This window comes from Candidatus Tisiphia endosymbiont of Dioctria linearis (genome assembly GCF_964026545.1).
GTDB lineage: Bacteria > Pseudomonadota > Alphaproteobacteria > Rickettsiales > Rickettsiaceae > Tisiphia.
Map to the genome: position 1 here is coordinate 251,831 of NZ_OZ032156.1, position 18,059 is coordinate 269,889.

Annotated in this window: 7 protein-coding genes; all 7 read left to right on the forward strand. The window is 33.9% G+C overall.

What is annotated here, in order from left to right; genetic code table 11:
• Positions 1-6 precede the first annotated feature (6 nt).
• The 7 genes from AAGD42_RS01230 to AAGD42_RS01260 all read left to right on the forward strand — a co-directional run bounded on the left by AAGD42_RS01230 (position 7) and on the right by AAGD42_RS01260 (position 18,048).
• A complete protein-coding gene (locus AAGD42_RS01230; RefSeq protein ID WP_341752961.1) occupies positions 7-3,021 on the forward strand; it encodes a type IV secretion system protein in 3,015 nt (1,004 codons plus the stop codon).
• Positions 3,008-5,020 (forward strand): type IV secretion system protein, encoded by a 2,013-nt coding sequence (locus AAGD42_RS01235; protein WP_341752962.1) that lies wholly within the window; start codon positions 3,008-3,010, stop codon positions 5,018-5,020. Before AAGD42_RS01230 ends, AAGD42_RS01235 begins: the two co-directional genes overlap by 14 nt.
• A 22-nt stretch (positions 5,021-5,042) precedes the next feature.
• Positions 5,043-7,880, forward strand: coding sequence for a type IV secretion system protein (locus tag AAGD42_RS01240; protein ID WP_341752963.1), 2,838 nt, complete (start codon positions 5,043-5,045; stop codon positions 7,878-7,880).
• Positions 7,881-7,924: 44 nt separating this feature from the next.
• Positions 7,925-10,630, forward strand: coding sequence for a type IV secretion system protein (locus AAGD42_RS01245; protein ID WP_341752964.1), 2,706 nt, complete (start codon positions 7,925-7,927; stop codon positions 10,628-10,630).
• Between the two features lie 298 nt (positions 10,631-10,928).
• The gene (locus tag AAGD42_RS01250; protein WP_341752965.1) at positions 10,929-14,177 is read left to right on the forward strand and encodes a type IV secretion system protein; all 3,249 of its coding nucleotides are present in this window, start codon (positions 10,929-10,931) and stop codon (positions 14,175-14,177) included.
• An 897-nt stretch (positions 14,178-15,074) separates the two neighbouring features.
• Positions 15,075-16,169 (forward strand): efflux RND transporter periplasmic adaptor subunit, encoded by a 1,095-nt coding sequence (locus tag AAGD42_RS01255; protein WP_341752966.1) that lies wholly within the window; start codon positions 15,075-15,077, stop codon positions 16,167-16,169.
• A 151-nt stretch (positions 16,170-16,320) separates the two neighbouring features.
• Positions 16,321-18,048 (forward strand): hypothetical protein, encoded by a 1,728-nt coding sequence (locus AAGD42_RS01260; RefSeq protein ID WP_341752967.1) that lies wholly within the window; start codon positions 16,321-16,323, stop codon positions 18,046-18,048.
• Positions 18,049-18,059: the final 11 nt, after the last annotated feature.

Here is an 18,059-nt window from a genome sequence, read left to right on the forward strand (position 1 = left end):
TAATTTATGCATTACAAACATAGAAAATCACCCACTAGACTGACTTATGCAGGAAGTCTATTTTATGGTGCTAAAACATTTGTTAGGATATTAATTTTATGTAGTACATTAAATTTTACTATTATCCATAATAGTTTTGCAGAAGAAAAAGGTACTTTAGATACTATAATTGATATTCTTTCAAGTTTGACCTGTGAAACTCAGGGTGTTGGTGACTTATTACGTACGGAATTTTCTCACACTTGTATACCAGGATCATTTTTTTCCTTTGCTACTGCGAATATAATCTCGCCAGGGGTTTATGCCAATACGATGCTGCGTCTTAAAATAAATGACCATGAATTATTTGACAAATCATTCCCTGGGGGACAGTGTGCAAGAAGTAATAAAATTGATCCAAAGGATCCTAAATTAACCTTTGCATTTTGTAATAATATTGAACTAGCAAAGGTTAGGATGGGGGCAATAGCCATATCTGCCATTGCTATTGCTAAAGCCGTATTAACCGGATCAGACCCGTGGGATGGTATTATGGAGGCTTGGAAATACAATAAGGGTGCATATCATACTATTTATGAGGGCAAGAAAGATGGTTATACCGATGTAATGTTGGACGTACCTTTGCCAGTTATTTTTAAAGTAATAAAGCAAAAGGATACTATGTGTGTGGCTGCTCCCACTATATTAGCAGATTGGGTGGCGGTTGGTTGTAAGTATGTTAGGGAACCTTACCCTGAATCTATATATGGACCTTTTATGGGTAGTAGCAAGGCTGAAGAAAGTCAGAATACCCCTACTGATCCAATGGCAATAGTTGCTTGTGGCACGTCATCTTCTAGTTGTTACCAAAATGCTTATGAGAATTCTAAGACAGCCATAGTCATCTCTTCACCATTAATAGAATGTATTAAAGAAATGACAGCAAGATTACTAATTAGTAAAGATGTTTGTACATTTGATGATGTTAATAAAGTGATTAATTCCAGTAAAAGGGAGAGTAGTGTATTATTTCAATTTCAACGTAATATGCATAGAACTGTTACCGCTTTATTAACTATATATGTAATTTTCTTTGGTTTTAAAATCATACTTTCTAGTGAAATTCCACCTAAAAATGAAATAATTAATTTTGTATTAAAAATGTTATTTGTAACCTATTTCTCTGTAGGTATAAACATTACTCCTGGTAGTGGTTCTGACTATAATCGACTAGATGGTATGGTGCAGTGGGCTTTTCCTTTGTTATTAGGAGGAATAGATACGCTTGGTGGTTGGGTTATGAATGCTTCACCATCAGAGTTGTGCAAATTTGAACCCAAAGATTACGTCAATAAAAATCTTTCTTATATGCCATTATGGGATGCATTAGATTGTCGGGTAAGTCATTATTTGGGATTAGATATACTATCAACGATGATGGTAGAAAATCAATATAGAAATCATGATTTCAAAAGTTTTGACTTTTTTAGTTTTTCAGCTCCACCTTATGTATATTTACTGATTCCTGCTATTATTTCAGGTAACATGACTCTCGTGTCTTTGGCACTTTCTTATCCTTTATTAGTGATATCTGTTGGAGCATTTATGGTGAATGCTACAGTGATGTGCATGATATCCATAGTAATATTGGGTGTTTTAGCACCTCTTTTTGTACCAATGTTTTTATTTGAATATACACGAGGTTACTTCGAATCGTGGGTAAAGTTGTTAATATCATTTTTGTTACAACCTATGGTGGTGGTGACCTTTATGATTATGATGTTTTCAGTTTACGATTTTGGTTTTTATGGTCACTGTAAATATACAAGTAAAACCATAAACAATAGTATAGAAAGTGGTGGCGACGGAAAAAGAGCTGTGAAAATATTTTTTGTTGATAATGACTGGGATAATTATAATAAAGTAGAAGATGTTAAAAGCTGTAAGAATAGCCTAGGTTATATGCTTAATAATCCACTTGCAACAGTTGTTGATTTTGCTAAAGATAACCTAAATGAGATGGTCAAAGAAAAACCAGGTAGTGGTAGTACAAGTAGTCATTTATCTAAATACCAGTTTCTGCAGGGTATTATTATGGGACCCGGTATGTTCTTTGTATCACCAAAATTAATTTTTGAAAAAATTAAAGATATTGTGCTAGCATTAATTACTGCCTGCTTTACTTTGTATTTAATGTATCACCTTAGTGCTCAGTTAGCAGAATTTGCGGCTGATATGACCGAGGGTGTGGCACTTAGTAGTGTTGCAATTCATCCGCAAGCAATATATAAAGCTGGTATGGCTGCTATTGGAGCAGCTGGAAAAATGGGAGCAGCTGATAAAGGAGGGGGAGCTAAGGATTTGGCTGGTGGTGGTAAAGGTGGCGATAAAGGTGAATTAGCTGGAGATAGTAGTAGTACTACTGGCGGTGAATCAGCAGGAGATACTGTAAGCACCGGTGGTTCTGCTGGAGCGACGGGAGGAGATACCGTAAGCACTGGCTCATCTGGAGCTGCTGGAGCAGTAGGAGGAGCGATTAAGTCTTTAGGTAGTAGTGTGGCTTCTCTACCAATCCGTCATATCACAGAAGCTACTACAGATGGTGTAACTGAAGGAGGCTCTTCAAGTGCAGCAGGGTCTTCAAAGGAATCAAGAGTTAGTTTGGAGAGTACTAGTGAACTTATCATACCTCCAACTACTAAAATGGTAGAAACAGACGATACTATTAATAAATCATCACAGGCAGCTACAAATAAACAAGAATTAGGAAAAACGCCAAACAAAGCAAAAGAAAAAAAATCATATGGATTAGTTCCTAAAACTTCGAAAGAAATGGAGAATCACACCTTAAAACCTGGAGATACTGGTTACGTTAAACAAGAAATAAGAAATCGTGAAATAAAAGATAGAAATGCTAAATTAGAGGAACAGGCATTTAAAGATTTCAAAGCAAAATCTATTAAAAATAGAGCAGCTAGACAAGTTATAGCTGATAATGCTAATGTAAAAGTAAAAAAAGATGGCTCTGATGAAAACTCATAAAGCCATACAAATTTTTATACAATTTTGCTTAATATTTTTTGCAGTTGAGGTTTTTGCTGGTTTTGGGGATATGTGTCCATTAGCTTCATTTGAGACAGATGATTATTTAAAACAAAATACTGCTTATGGTCATATTATGTATAGTATTGATATGACCAACCCTCTTGCTCCTGATGCTTGCGATCCAAGTGATGCAAAATTTAAATTTTGTCTAAAAAATAAAGAAGGGAGTCCTAAAGAATGTACAGTTATTACTCTTAATTTAAATGATTCTAAGCACCTTAGCGAGTTAAGCACTGATAATAATCCCAATTTAGGTGGTAACAGCTTGTTGAAGGATATTATTTTGACAGTAAAATTTGTTAATAAAAAATTATGCTTAGTTATGTTTACCTCAAAAGGGCAACTTCCATTAGCTTGTAAGAATACTAGCACACCAGCTCCACCACCGCCACCATCTGAACAATGTCGGAATATAGGTAAAACTTGTTATATGGGTACTACCAGAAGTCAGTCATTATTTAATTTTTCTGGGTTAGCTGTAGATTGCATGAAGGAAACTCTGGATAAAGTTTTTTTCCGTTATAGTAACTGTAATCCAAAAAATGATAAAGTTAGTTTGGTTGCCCTTAACCCATTCTCAACCTTTCAAGAATCTTTGAAAATATCTATTAGGGCAGCGTTAATATTATATGTTATGTTTTTTGCTGTTAATATGATTCTAAGCAAAGAATATGGTAATTTGGATAAAATAGCAACTTTTGTTATGAAACTAATAATGGTGACTTATTTTGCTACAGGTATTGGACCAGCTTATTTTAAGGGTGGTAAAGAAACTACTGACAATGGGATGTTGCAGTATGGTTTACCGTTACTTACTGAACTTACTCCACAATTTGCCCAAATAGTTTTTAATTCTGGTGGTTCTAGAGGGCTATGTGAATTTGATGCTAAGAAATATAAAAATGGTTATAGTTTTTATGCCATTTGGGATGCTGTTGATTGTCGGATAGCTTATTATTTGGGTATGGGGTTAATCTATAATACAGAAGCTGTTTTAAATAACGTTCCTAGTACTGTGTCGAACGGTACTAAAGGTACTGCTATTGAAGATTTTAAAAAACCTGGTAGTGAAGCTCCGGATGATTTGGGTAAGGTGGGGGCATTCAGATTTTTTACTGTATTATTTGGCTTTTTATTAGCTGGTAATATCATAATAGTAGTATCTGGGTTAATATTTTCTGTAATATTTATTTCAATAATTTTATATTTTTTAACCCATTACCTAGTATGTTTAGTTACCATATATGTCATGACATATATTTCTCCTATATTTATTCCTATGGCTTTATTTACCAGAACCAAAGCATATTTTGACGCATGGCTAAAAATTTGTATATCTTGTGCATTGCAGCCTGCGGTAGTAGCTGGTTTTATTGCCTTGTTGCTTACTATGTACGATTCGGCAATATACAAGAATTGCCAGTTTATGAGGCATGACTATGTACATAATGAGGTTCAGTTTAGTACTTTTGAGCTTAGATTGCCAATAGATAAACCTGAAGATTGTAGAAATAGTGCTGGGTATAAATTATTACAATATTATTCAGGAGTAGGTTGGGAAAATCATCTTTTAAGTTTTTTCCCGATTAAATCAATTGTTACAGATATCTTCTCATTGATGATAGATTTACTATATGTATTAGTTTTTTCAATTATTTTTTATTATTTCTCAAAATCAATTAGTCAGTTTGCAGCTGAGCTTACTGGTGGTCCTATCATGGATTCTGTAACAGCTAGTCCTACTAAGATAGTTGACATGGTTAAGAAAGGGATAGACTTTATTGCAGATGCTTCAGAAAAATCAAGCGGAAAAGTACCCGAAAAGGATCCCGTAGAAAAACCAAGGAAAGGAGGGGAAGAAGCAAAAGATTCCAGTAGTGGTGGTATGGGTGGAGGTGGTGGCGGTGGTGGTATGAGTCCTGGTGGTGCTGGGTAATGGTTAACTTGGATATTATCATATGAAAGGAAATTTATCAAAACTTATAATGCTACTAGGGCTAATTGCTTTATTGGTTAGCCTTGTTATGGTAGTGCTTGCGATGATAGGATCAGTAAAAATTACTAATGGTTGTCTTATGAGATATGATGACACACAGGGTGGTAATACCGATTATATTACTAATACGCTAATGCTTAATGCAACAGGAAACTATACTGTTATTACTGAAACAAACCCAGATGGTTCGCTCAATACTAAATATGATCCTAACCATTACGGAGAATGGTTAAATACTAACCTAGCTGTTACAAATGAGCAGGAGATTCAGTTTTCAATAAAAGGGAATATAAGTCTCTGCAGGGCTTATATTCCCCCAAATAATATCCAACAACTTTCAGATTTGGATAGCAATGGTAACAGAATTGCCATTCCTAGAGTTGAAGAAACTAATGTGGAACCGTTATCTTTAATTTTTGATGCTAAAACTGATGAATGGCGAAATATAGCTGAATTATTTGCTAATGATGAGGTTGTAATATCAATTTTGCCGGATCAAAAAAAATTGCCAGATATGGCTAATGTTAGTGTAAAAAATATCTTTAAGTTTGTTAAGCAAGATGGTGAATCTAAAAATTTTATAGAAACGGCAGATTGCTCAGAAGGAAAGAGAAAATACAGTCCATTATGTGGTAGATATTCAATATATTATGGGGAATATGTTAGTGGTTGTAAATGGGTTGATGGTTTATATAATGGCTCCAGTGTAAGGTCCTGTCCTTCTGGTTGTTTTTTGGGTTGTATGGAACTAATTGGTGGTTTTTGTACTGTAGCATTTGGTTGTTGTACAACCTATAGCTGCCCTAAAGACGGGGCTTGGGTTAATGATATGAAGGAAGCACCAGAACCTTATCGAGATGATGGTTTTTTTACATCTCCTTGGTCTAGTGAGGTTGGAAAATTATTTACGGATTTTCATCCGGAATGTTCTAATAATTCAAATATTCCATCTTCTACATGCCCAGATGTTGATCATAGTATTAAAGATAAAGAGTATATACAAGGAGACTACCAGAAAAAAAGATATTTTTGGTATTCCGCTCCAACAGGTCTATTATCTAGGATCGATAACAGTGAGACCCCGACTAATGCGAAATCTTTAGAAGGAATAAAATATGAATTTGCTAAAATAAATGATAAAGCTGATAACAGTAAATATCAAATTATTTATAACGAGATTATAACTGCTCCAGCAAAAAGCTATTTACAATATCGTTTATGGTCAAAATATGATGACTATAGCAAAAATACTGGTGGTTATGTGTTAAACATTAAGCAAACCAAATGTCGGAGAAGTAATGGCAATAGTTTTAATGATGTTATAGAGAATCGTGGTGCAGTACAGTATTTAGTAATGCCATATGGTGAAAATCCTAACAAGACTAGTACAATTTATAGCACTACTAATATTCAAGTAAAAGATGCAGATGGTAATGCAAAAATTACGGCGAATGATACTGGATATTTATGGATGAGAATTTACAATGCAAAAGAGGATTATAAAGAAAGTTATGGTAGGTACAAAGTAGAATTTCGTACATCACAAAAGGTGGGTAGCTTTACTTTTAATGTTCTAAATCCTTTATTTGAGTTGTTAAAAGGAAAAATCAAGGATGCTGCGGTAACGATTTTTAAGAACATGACTTGCTATGGTGGTGGAACTACTACTTGTAGTAACTTTTTTAACTATATAAAAGCAGTGTTAATTCTTTACGTTATGTTATATGGGGCAATGTTTTTACTAGGCATGGTTAAAATCAATCAACAGGATTTGGTAATTAGGATAGCAAAAATTGCCATAGTTAGTGGATTAATGAATGAGAGTACTTTTAGATTTTTTAATGAATATATATTTGATTTTATCACTAATTTTTCAGATGGGATAATCTCTAATATGAGTGGTTATAGTATGTTTTCATCTACGGATAAGATATCAAATCCTTTTATGTTCTTAGATGCATTAATGAGTAAAATATTATTTAGTAAAACTTTTGCTGGTCAAGTGCTATCTTTATTATCAATGGGCCTTAGTGGACTGATTTATTTTGTTATACTATTTATTAGTATAATTATAGTAATCATTACCGTTCTTCGGGCGGTAGCAGTTTATATTATGGCATTTATGGCAACAGCTTTATTAATCGGCATAGCTCCACTATTTCTTACATTTATGCTATTTGATTTTACTAGATATTTATTTGATAATTGGGTGCGATTTACTTTTAGATATATGATAGAACCGGTAATCTTAATGGCAGGAATTATTATACTTACTCAGTTATTTACAATTTACTTGGATTTTACAACTGGTTATAGTGTATGTTGGAAATGTGCTTTACCAATAAAAATTCCATTTCCTGCTATTCCAGGTCTTCCTGCGATTTTCTCTAATTTAGAGATTTTTTGTATTAATTGGTTTGCACCTTGGGGAATGGATCCTCGTTCTGGCATGATGGGGATGAATATGCAACATTATATTGCCTTAATCATCATTTCCTATGGAATGTATGGTTATGTTGAATTTTCTGGTCAAATGGTGGCAAAATTAACTAGTACTGCTGGACCTTCTGCTACCTCTATGGGACAAAATATGTCATCGGCAATGGAGCAAGGAGCCTTGAAAAAAGTTGGTTTAGACAAACAAGGAAGAGATGCAATCAAGCAAGATGCTAGTAAAAGATTAAAAGATAGAAATAAAGCACTCGATAAGGGTAATAAAGCTAGATCAAAAATTGATACCAAGGATGGAAAAGATAAGGATCAAAATCCAAGTAGTAGTGGTGGTAAGAAGGGGGAATAGTGAAAGTACTTCTAATACGAATCCAAATTAATTAAGTGAATAGGATGAGAAATTTTAAGTATCTAATTTTATTGGTAGATTTACTACTTAAGGGACAAGTATTTGTTGCTTTAGTAATTCTCTTAGCCTTCCATCCTGCCAAAGCTGATGATAGTAAACTTGATTGGATGAATGCGACTTTAGGAGGGCTTAGTGCTTTATTTTCATCATGCCTAGAAGTACCAAAATTCCATAGTTTCCAAGAAGGTAGGATTTTTTTAGACCTTGCAAAACCAAATATATGGAATTCTACTGGTAACTATGTCAACAAAGATAAAACAATTAAGTTTGAATGGAGTACTACTGGAGCTGTAAGTAATCCAAGAAAATATTTGGTGATTTACCGTATAGATCCAAGGTTCAATAAACCTCAAATATTTATTAAAACTTTTAATTCTTCAACTCATAAGTATGAAGCTACTAATTTTCCCCAATTTAATACAACTGATCCAACTAAAGATTGGACTAGTTTGGCATTTAACAAAATGCAAAATTATGTAGACTATTTTGCTAAAAATAGACAAAAAATTCGTGTGGAAAAAGGTGATGTAATAAACATAACTCTTGCAGCAGCAGGAGAGTTTTTTAGTGCAGCTACTGACAAGGATTTGTTAAATAAAGAACTTGATAATAATATATTGGCAGTCCCGTCACTTTATACCAATAGTAACCTTGATAATAAAATACTATATTCAACTGTAGAAAGATTGTGTGATTCTATTGATCCCTCAAGAAATGGCATAGAGTGTAGTGGTACTGGGACAAATACCAAGTATAAGATATTAGATAAGCTAATATTAGTTGGTAAGCCATTAACTCAAACTTCTATACAACGTATGAATTACTCAGCTATTACAAGTTGTCCTGATTCTGCCAATGATAAAAACAATACCCCCGTATGCTTCTATGATCAAGGAAGAGGAATGAAGATAGGGGTGAATAATCAGATTATAAAGAAAGAAACAGAAAGTTTTGTATATTCTAAATTTTTAAAAAAGAATTTCTTATATTATAAATCTGATATTGCCGGGGATTTAGATTTTTCAACTGGCTGGTTAATTCAAGGTATGTTTACTGCTTTAGACAAGCCCCTAATGAGTGATTGGACTAGTTTTTCTAATCTTAATGAGCTTAATTCTTATATTAATAGCTCCAATGTAGATTTGAGTGCTAGTTTCTTACATTTTGGACGCTACATTATGGTTGTGGAAATAGGTAACGGTGATAAGGTTATTAGTGATGCACAACAAAAAAACATAGAAGTTGAATATATTATAACGAACGATGGTGAAACGCCAGCTGAATCGACCGTAGGTACACAAATTACCCAAGATTTTTCAATTGATGCTAACAAAGATGGCTATTTATGGGTTAGAGTCAAGAACCCTAATAAAGAGGTAATGGGAGCAATTAGCGTAAATTATGCTAATTACACTGGAAGCACTTGGTTCTCAAAGATCGTATATAAAGGAGCCGTTGAACCTATTACTGCTAAGTTTCATGAATTTACTATGAATTTCTATACTAAACTAACTAAAAACGTAACATTACAACGAATCATCAAATCGGCATTAATTCTCTACGTAATGATATATGCCTTAACCTTTTTAGCGGGTGCTACCCAAATAACTGCTAAGGACTTATTAACGAGAATTATCAAAATAACTTTAATAGTAATCCTAATAGGAGAAAATAGTTGGAGCTTTTTCAATGACTATTTATTTAGTGCTTTTATTAAGGGTACTGACTATATAATGAAAAATGTAGTAGGGCTTACCAGTTCTCAGTCTAACATTTTTGGTTTTATTGATCCAATATTTGACAAATATACCAATGGTCGATTTTGGTTATTACTATTTATACAGCTACTACAAATCCATAATGGTCTTATTGTTGTTGCTATCATAACTATTTATTCTCTTATACTTTACTTCAGAGCTATTTTGGAAGTCATCATAGGTTACGTTATAGCGTATATTGGTCTTTCAGTGATGATATCTTTAGCACCATTCTTTATAATCTTGGTACTATTTGAAAAAACGAAAAGTATCTTTGATAACTGGCTATCTACTTTATTTAGTTATATGATGCAACCAAGCATATTATTAATATTTTTTCTATTAATAGATCAAGTAATGTCTGAGCAACTTTTAAAAATTGTGGTTAGAGCATGTTGGAATCCAGGATTCTTACCAATAGCTATAGGGTTAGATTTAACGCATATAGATATACCAATTAATTTTTCTTTCAGTTTGCCATTTTTACCTGGGATACCTTTTTTTAGTCCATCAGTTACAGAAATTAATGATTTAAACGATTTATTAAATTCTACAGGTACATTTTTGGTAATATTTACCAGTTGTTTGTTATTCTATGCTTATTGCCTAATGGCTCATGGGCTTGTGGATTATGTTACTAAAGTGGTTGTCCTATTGACTAATGTACAACCTGCAAGGCGGGAGGGGAATTTCCAAGAGCCTGATAATCCTACAAAATCTATTATGCAGGATATGGGAACTGTAGCAAAACCTATTAAGGATGTAGCTCTTGCTCCAGCTAGGATATTTAAAGACAAGGTAATAGATCAAAATTATAGAGCAAGGAACAAAGAGGACTCTGAAAACAAAAAAGAATATACAGGCAAAATATTTTCCTCAAGACATGATTCAGACGGTGGTGGAGCAGGTGGTGTATCTAATAAAACAGAATAATTACTATAGTCTGGCGTCATTGCGAGGAGCTACTTTAGTAGCATTGAAGCAATCTAAGAAAATGATTAAAAATGGGTTGCTTCGACCATTACATGATTTCGCAATGATGGTGTATGTACCTCAAACGTCATCGCGAGTAGGCGTAAGCCGACGAAGCAATCCATTTTTGGTTACTTTTATGGATTGCTTCGTTGGCTTATGTCTCCTCGCAATGATGTCTTGTACTTTTCTACAACTTTTAAATTGTCACGGGGTTTATGCGTAAGGTGAGTCACTATTTAAGTCTAGGTTTTTCTAAATGAAGAATATTTTTGTTATTTTATTAATTTCTATATTTTGCCTTTCAGGGTGTACTGGGGATAGGTGCATTGATGCAGATGATTTTGGCTTTATAAAATTTGTAATTTCTTCAAGATATAAAAAAGAACAGTTAAGTGGGCAACAACAAGATAATCAATCGGCTCCTTGGGTTGATACTGGATATAGTGTAAATGGTCAACCACTAACTATCTTGGTAAAAACTTGGGATTTTGCTAAAGGAGATAAAAATAGCTCTTCAGAGTTATCAGCTTGGTGTGCATGGTATGGTCAAGAAAATAATACCAATACTTTATCTGAATTTTGTAAGAGATTACAAGAATGCAAATTTATAGATGGTAAGATGTGTACTAATAGTAAAGATGCTAAAGTTAGTAATGCACCATGCTTATTTAAAAATGGAGTGGGACTATATTTATTGATTGCTGAGCGTAATAATACAAATCCTAATCTTTCATTGGATACCCAACGTACACCAAAAGGAATTACCGCCCATCTTGGTGAGCCTCTTGTTGGTCATGAACTTTATGATCTTAATAAAAGAGGTGAATTAGTAAAAGCTGGAGGGATAAGTTATAAATATGATGAAGATCAAGGTAAAAAAAGGCAATACGATAAATCTCCATTATATTTTAAGATTTTAGATAAATTTTACGATGATAATAATGGTCAGTATCGTGTAGTTATTAAATCTGGGATTAATGACACTAGGTCAGATCCTATTGAGTTTCTAACAAATTTAATAAAGGTTGAATTATTTGGTGACGATAAAGAAAAGGGTCTAGTTAGGGCAGTTTACGAGAATATTATAAAAACACCAGGATATCGTCTATCTGTTTCGGCTCTGTTAACTTTGTATATCATATTTACAGGATTTTCTTTTCTGATTGGCAATGTTAATCTTACACATACCGAATTAATAATCAGAATATTAAAAGTTAGTATAGTATCTACTTTACTTAGCTCCACTAGTAGTTGGCAATTTTTCCATGATTACTTATTCGTGTTTTTCATAGGAGGGGTGGAGCAAATATTAGAAATAATTAAACAAACTGCTATGACTGGGCCTGGGTCTTGGAGTATTATAGGTTTGATGATTGCCCCACAAACTATGGCAAAACTATTTTCGTTACTATTTGTCGATCCATTAGGGTTTATATATATAATTCTATTCCTGATAGCTCTTTATTATATCTTCATGATGGTATTTAAGGCTACTATTATATATCTTACGGCATTGATAATTATTGGGATGATTATCATAATGGCACCAATATTCATTTGTTTTATGTTATTTGGTATCACCCGCTCATTGTTTGAAAATTGGTTAAGGCAACTGATTTCCTATGCTATACAACCGATTATATTATTTACTGGTTTAGCGTTTATTTCAGTGATTATTAGAACAGAGATATATTCTTCACTTGGTTTTGGTGTATGTAAGTATGACTTCCCAAATTTAGGTCCGATAAATGAACTATTTGGTAGTATTAATGAAGATTTAGATACTAGTCTTGGTGACTCGATATTTTATTGGTGGTTTCCATCTCCAATGAAAGCTAACAATTTTTCGAAGACAATGGCTAAAATATTAGTGCCTGTCGATCATCGTGTAAAGGATGATTCGCCAGAGGGCAGTTCGCCGGAGGGTAAACTATGTCTAGCTTATGAATGTACTGAAGATAGGTATATTGAGTTACCATTTTTAGATCCAGTCAACGATTTAACAAGAATTAACAACTTTTTTAATGGTAAGTTTGTTCAGTTGGATGGATTATTGTTAATTTTTGTATGTGTTTATTTACTAAGTAAATTTAATGATATAGCTGTTTCAAGTGCTAAATTCTTATCTAGCACATCGGGTAATCTAACAAATTTACAAGGAGTTGGACAAAGTGCCTTTACCCCTATTCAGCAACAAATAGAGAGACCTGCAAACTATGCTTTTGGGGCTGTCAAGAAAAGGGCGGATCAACAAGTTGAGAAGGTAAGTATGTTTTTTGCCGGTGAGTATGAAGATTGGAAGATGGGGGGTGTAGCACGAGAGGCACTTGATCCCAAATCAGTAAATTCGAGTGTTTTAAGTGAAGTGAAAAGAAATTATGGTATAGACTATAAAGACGTTAATGTTAAAGCTGAAAGTGATTATCACAGAGCTATTAGCGAGGTTATGAAAACTATTAAACCTGATGAACCAGTTAAAGAATTTACTGGTAGTTATTCAGAACTTCGTGATCATTTAGCAGCTCTTAAATTTGGGGCAGGTAAGAAATATGATACTCTTGATGAAGAGCAAAAGAAACAACTTAATGACTTAATGAAAACTAAAGATGGTAAAACTTTACGAGAATTAGCAAGTGATGTGAAATTTACCAAAGATTTCCAGCAAGCTTATATGAATTCGCATCAAGAAATGTCAAAAAGAGGAATAGGATTATTCGGTAAGAATATAGCCCCTCTAAGAAGTTGGCAAGAGATGAACAAGCGTATTGGTGAAAAGAAAGAATTGCGTGATAGGAAACGTAGGAATATAGGGGAGAAAATATATGCTGGTTATGAAGGGTTAAAGCGGGAAGCTCTGACTGCTATTGTTGGTAAAGATTTACGGGATGCTTTTGAGGGTAACTTGACTGGAACTGAGTGGGAAGATTTTAATTATAATGATCCAAGACTTAGAACTCATACTGAATCACTTAAGGATGAACAACGATCTTTGGAATATCAAAAACTTAAGACCAAAATCAATAAAGAGACTATTGCTGTTCAGGAAGATATCTCATCTCCTGAATATCTAGCTAGACTTGAATTACATGGTAGAACAGCAGATGTTGATTATTATGAAGAATTAACTAACCAAAACCTTGCTTTTCAGGTATATAATGCTCTTGCTCAAGGCGAAGATAATAGAGAAAATCCGGTATTAATGGGGGAAAGATTTATGCGAGAGAAAGCAACAGATACTCAAACTCGTGAAATGATTGATAATGCCCATAAGATTGAGCAAAGAATGATTGATGAGGATAGATATGTACGTAGACAAGAATATTATGATGTTATGCGTGAGAAAGCCCAAGCCAATGGTGATAACCAATCTTTAGAGTATAGCGAAGCAGTATTGAAAAAAATAGAAGAAAGAAAAGAGCATATTAAAAAGGAAATTAAATCTCATATTGATGGAATTAATCAATACCGCTTAGCTGCTAAAATGTCTAAATATGAAAAAGATTAGAGCAATTTATTGGATCATTTGAGTATATATCGATAGTATCCTACATTTTTTTTACTATTTATCTTATGATGAATAAAAAATCTGCTCGCTAAGAGTCATTGCGAGGAGTCGCTTTGCGGCGACGCGGCAATCCCAAAAATGCCCAGGAATGGATCGCTTCTAGGCTCTGTGAACAAAATTTTAATTGTTTAGATTTTGAGTATTTTTAAGCGAAAATTAATAAGATTTTTGCCGGAATAGTTAGTTCTATTTCAAAAAAATCTTATAATTTGCAGCTAAAAAGAGTCGAAATCTAGTAATTTAAATTTTGTTCACAGAGCCTAGGCTCACGCTTTCTCGCAATGACGTCTTGTACTTTAACTTTTTCTTCGTGAATACTCACCGTAAATTTCTGTGGAATCCTTGACATTTATTAATTATTTCGTGATAATATATTAAAATTATGTAAGAATAATAAAGATATAAAGTTTATACAGACTATCAGGTTACGAGTAATAGAGTTGCTAACCCGTTAATGTTTTAGATAGTTCCTTCATCTATTAGCGACGAAGCAATCCAAAAAAGTGACCATAAATGAATTGCTTTATCGCCTTACGCCTCCTTGCAATGATGCTTGGGATATCTAAAACTTATTTGCGTTAGCTATAGGAAGCTATTTGTAAAAAGTAATCATCAAATTTATATTTTTTCAATAACATAATAATTTAACTTGACAATGAATTTTTAATGTGTATGTTGCATCGGATAAAACGGATGAAAATAGTCGGTTTAGCTATTCTTTTAGGAGTTGTAAAATAATAACTCTTATAAATCATAGTGTGTTTAATTAAATAACATAGAGTTATAAGAAACTAATTTGTAAGTGTTGTTTTCTTACGACTCATAAGGCAGGTAGATATGGCGTTAATAAGTCGAAGAAAAGTTATATATGGGATATTATTTGTTATAACAGCGATTGTTGTGGTGATAGTTTTTATCAAAAAAGCAAATGATAAACAAATCCCCGCTCAGCAAGTTGATAATCAAGCGACCATGGTTCCTGTTGAGGTGGTTAAGGCTCAATATTCAGAGGAAACAAATGATATATTGGTTACAACAGGCAAAACCTTGCCATATGAAACACATGCAGTTAAAGTCAATGTAACAGGGGGAATTAAAGAGCTTGATTTGCCGATAGGTAGTTATGTCAATAAAGGTGATATTTTAGCAGTATTAGATACCACGCAAATTGACTACCTGATTGAACTGGCAAATGAAGAGTATCGTCTTAAAGAGAAAAAAGCTAATGCGATGAAACAGCTATCGGATAAGAATCTCATTAGCTATACAGAATATGTAAACCACCGCATAGAATATCTTGATGCTAAGCATAAATATTATGCATTACTTGATGACAAGACCAATCATTATATTGTTGCTCCGTTAAGTGGCATTGTTGAACGAAAACTTGTTGCTGATGGAGAACTTGTTACACAAAAGGATAAAATAGCCGTTCTTTATGATATTCATATTATCAAGGTTGCATTTGATCTCGATGAAAGCGACTATCAAAAATTTAAAAGCTCACCGGATAGTTATGTTAACATCTATATTCCTGCTTTAGATTTAGCCCTTAAACTAAGCGATTTTAAAACTTCAGAAATTGCTCAAGATAAGAATCACTCAGTCTATATTGAGGCGTTTATTCCAAATGATGACAATTCAATCACGCCTGGCTTATTTGTTAATGTAAATGTTGTTTTCAATAGCAATAAGCAAAGGATAAAATTACCAAACTCAGCTATCTTTTTTGAATCCTATTATTTTGTCTATGTTATTGAGAATAATATAGCTAAAAAAGTAAGGGTTGAAATAGGTGATAGTGATAGTCAAAGTGTAGAGATAGTTAGTGGTATTAAACCGAATGATCAAGTGGTTATTTCAGGAAAGAAGGGATTGCATGATGGGGCTAAGGTTTCGATTGAAGATGAAACAACTAAGTCAGAATTATAATATAAAAATAATGAAAATAGCTATTAGTGGAACATAAAAATCTGCTATATTATAGAATAGTTAATAACAGGGTAATGTTAACCTTCCCCTTATTTATATTGAAAAACTAAAACAAATATTAATTAGATAAATGAAAAAACTATACTTTCTTATGATACTATTATTCTGTAGTTCTGTTCATGCTGCTGAGGTTGATAATCCAGCTCAACTTAGGAGAATGAATGTAATACAAGCTGGGGAAATACAGACACTAAACAAGAAAAAACAGGCTCTTGAGCAAGAAGTGGCGAAGCAAGCTGCAGAGCTAGAAGATTCCGAAAATAATAATAACGATAAGAATAGTAACGATAATAATAGCTCAAATTCTTCATCAAGTACTGGACAAAGAGCTGCTCCTAGTAATAATCCTACCCCAGAACAATATATTGGTAGTAATAAGCGTATTACTCAAGAGGATACAAACTCTCAAATGGATTCTAAAAAACATGTAAATGATGATGAAAATCTTGATATTACTACAAAAGATCAAAATACTAAAACTAACCAATCACCAAGTCAGGCAACTGGGAATTCTAGTCAACAAGCAATAATTTCAGATGATAATAAGCAACCAGACAGCCAAATTGGTCAAAGGGAAGAAGTGAATTTAGAACGGAAAGCACCTTCAGAAAATATTGTGAAATTGCATGAGGATATCGAAGTAGCTGAAAAGAGATTATCAGAATTGCAAAACAACATAAGTAATTTGGATAATGAATACACGAAGAAAAAACTAGCATTTGAGAAACTAGAAAAATTAGAATCCCAATTATCTAAGCAACCTGAGATAAAAACTAATTCATTTAGTCAGCAGGCTCAACAAAATAGAGCTGGTTCACAACAACAGATGGGAAGTTTGGTTCAAGAACCAGAATTAAAGAATGCACAGGCTAAGGTTAAAGCAGCTGAAGCTATAGTACCAAAGGAGGACAAGGTATTAGCAAAGGCTACTGAAAAAACACAACAACAGACAGAAGTTTTGCCTCGACAACAAAATGCTGCAGATCAAGCTGCAAAAGATGAGGTAGATAACGCTGCACAAGTTAAGAGAGCAGCTTTGACTACACAAGCAGCAGACTTGGCTGACCAACGAGCAGATTTGGCTACAAGAGACGCAGCTTTGGCTACAGCGGAGCAAGCTGTAAAAGATAAGACAGTAGCTTTGGCTGCAGCGGAGAAAGAGAAAGCTGCAGCGGTTAAAGCTCACGAAGATGCTAAACTATTTGCCAAAACTGAGCAAGATAAGTTGGCTGCAGAGCTTAAAGATGCACAGGCTAAGATAGTAACTGTAACTAAAGAAAAAGATGCTTTAGTTAAGACCCACGAAGCTACGATAGCAGAGAAGGATAAGAATTTAGCAGATGCTAAGAAGGTTAATGAAGAGTCAAAAGCACAGATAGCAGCTTTGAATGAAGAAAAAGAGGCAGCGGTTAAAGCTGCAGCAGATAAGACAGCAGCTTTGACTACACAAGCAGCAGATTTGGCTAACCAACGAGTAGCTTTGGATACAAGAACAACAGAGTTGACTGCAGCGGAGCAAGTTGTACAACAACAGACAGCAGCTTTGGCTGCAAAAGACGCAGATTTGGCTAACCAAAGAGTAGCTTTGGATACAAGAACAACAGAGTTGACTGCAGCGGAGCAAGTTATACAACAACAGACAGCAGCTTTGGCTACAAGAGACGCAGCTTTGGCTACAGCGGAGCAAGCTGTAAAAGATAAGACAGTAGCTTTGGCTGCAGCGGAGAAAGAGAAAGCTGCAGCGGTTGAGAAAGAACAACAACAGACAGCAGCTTTGACTGCAGCGGAGCAAGAGAAAGAGGTAGCGGTTAAAGCTTAAGAGGCTGCACA

Excerpts from the sequence above, each read along its gene's own strand:
- AAGD42_RS01230 (WP_341752961.1), top strand. The coding sequence starts at position 7 with ATGCATTACAAACATAGAAAATCACCCACTAGACTGACTTATGCAGGA.
- AAGD42_RS01240 (WP_341752963.1), top strand. The coding sequence starts at position 5,043 with ATGAAAGGAAATTTATCAAAACTTATAATGCTACTAGGGCTAATTGCT.
- AAGD42_RS01260 (WP_341752967.1), top strand. The coding sequence starts at position 16,321 with ATGATACTATTATTCTGTAGTTCTGTTCATGCTGCTGAGGTTGATAAT.
- AAGD42_RS01245 (WP_341752964.1), top strand. The coding sequence starts at position 7,925 with ATGAGAAATTTTAAGTATCTAATTTTATTGGTAGATTTACTACTTAAG.
- AAGD42_RS01255 (WP_341752966.1), top strand. The coding sequence starts at position 15,075 with ATGGCGTTAATAAGTCGAAGAAAAGTTATATATGGGATATTATTTGTT.
- AAGD42_RS01235 (WP_341752962.1), top strand. The coding sequence starts at position 3,008 with ATGAAAACTCATAAAGCCATACAAATTTTTATACAATTTTGCTTAATA.
- AAGD42_RS01250 (WP_341752965.1), top strand. The coding sequence starts at position 10,929 with ATGAAGAATATTTTTGTTATTTTATTAATTTCTATATTTTGCCTTTCA.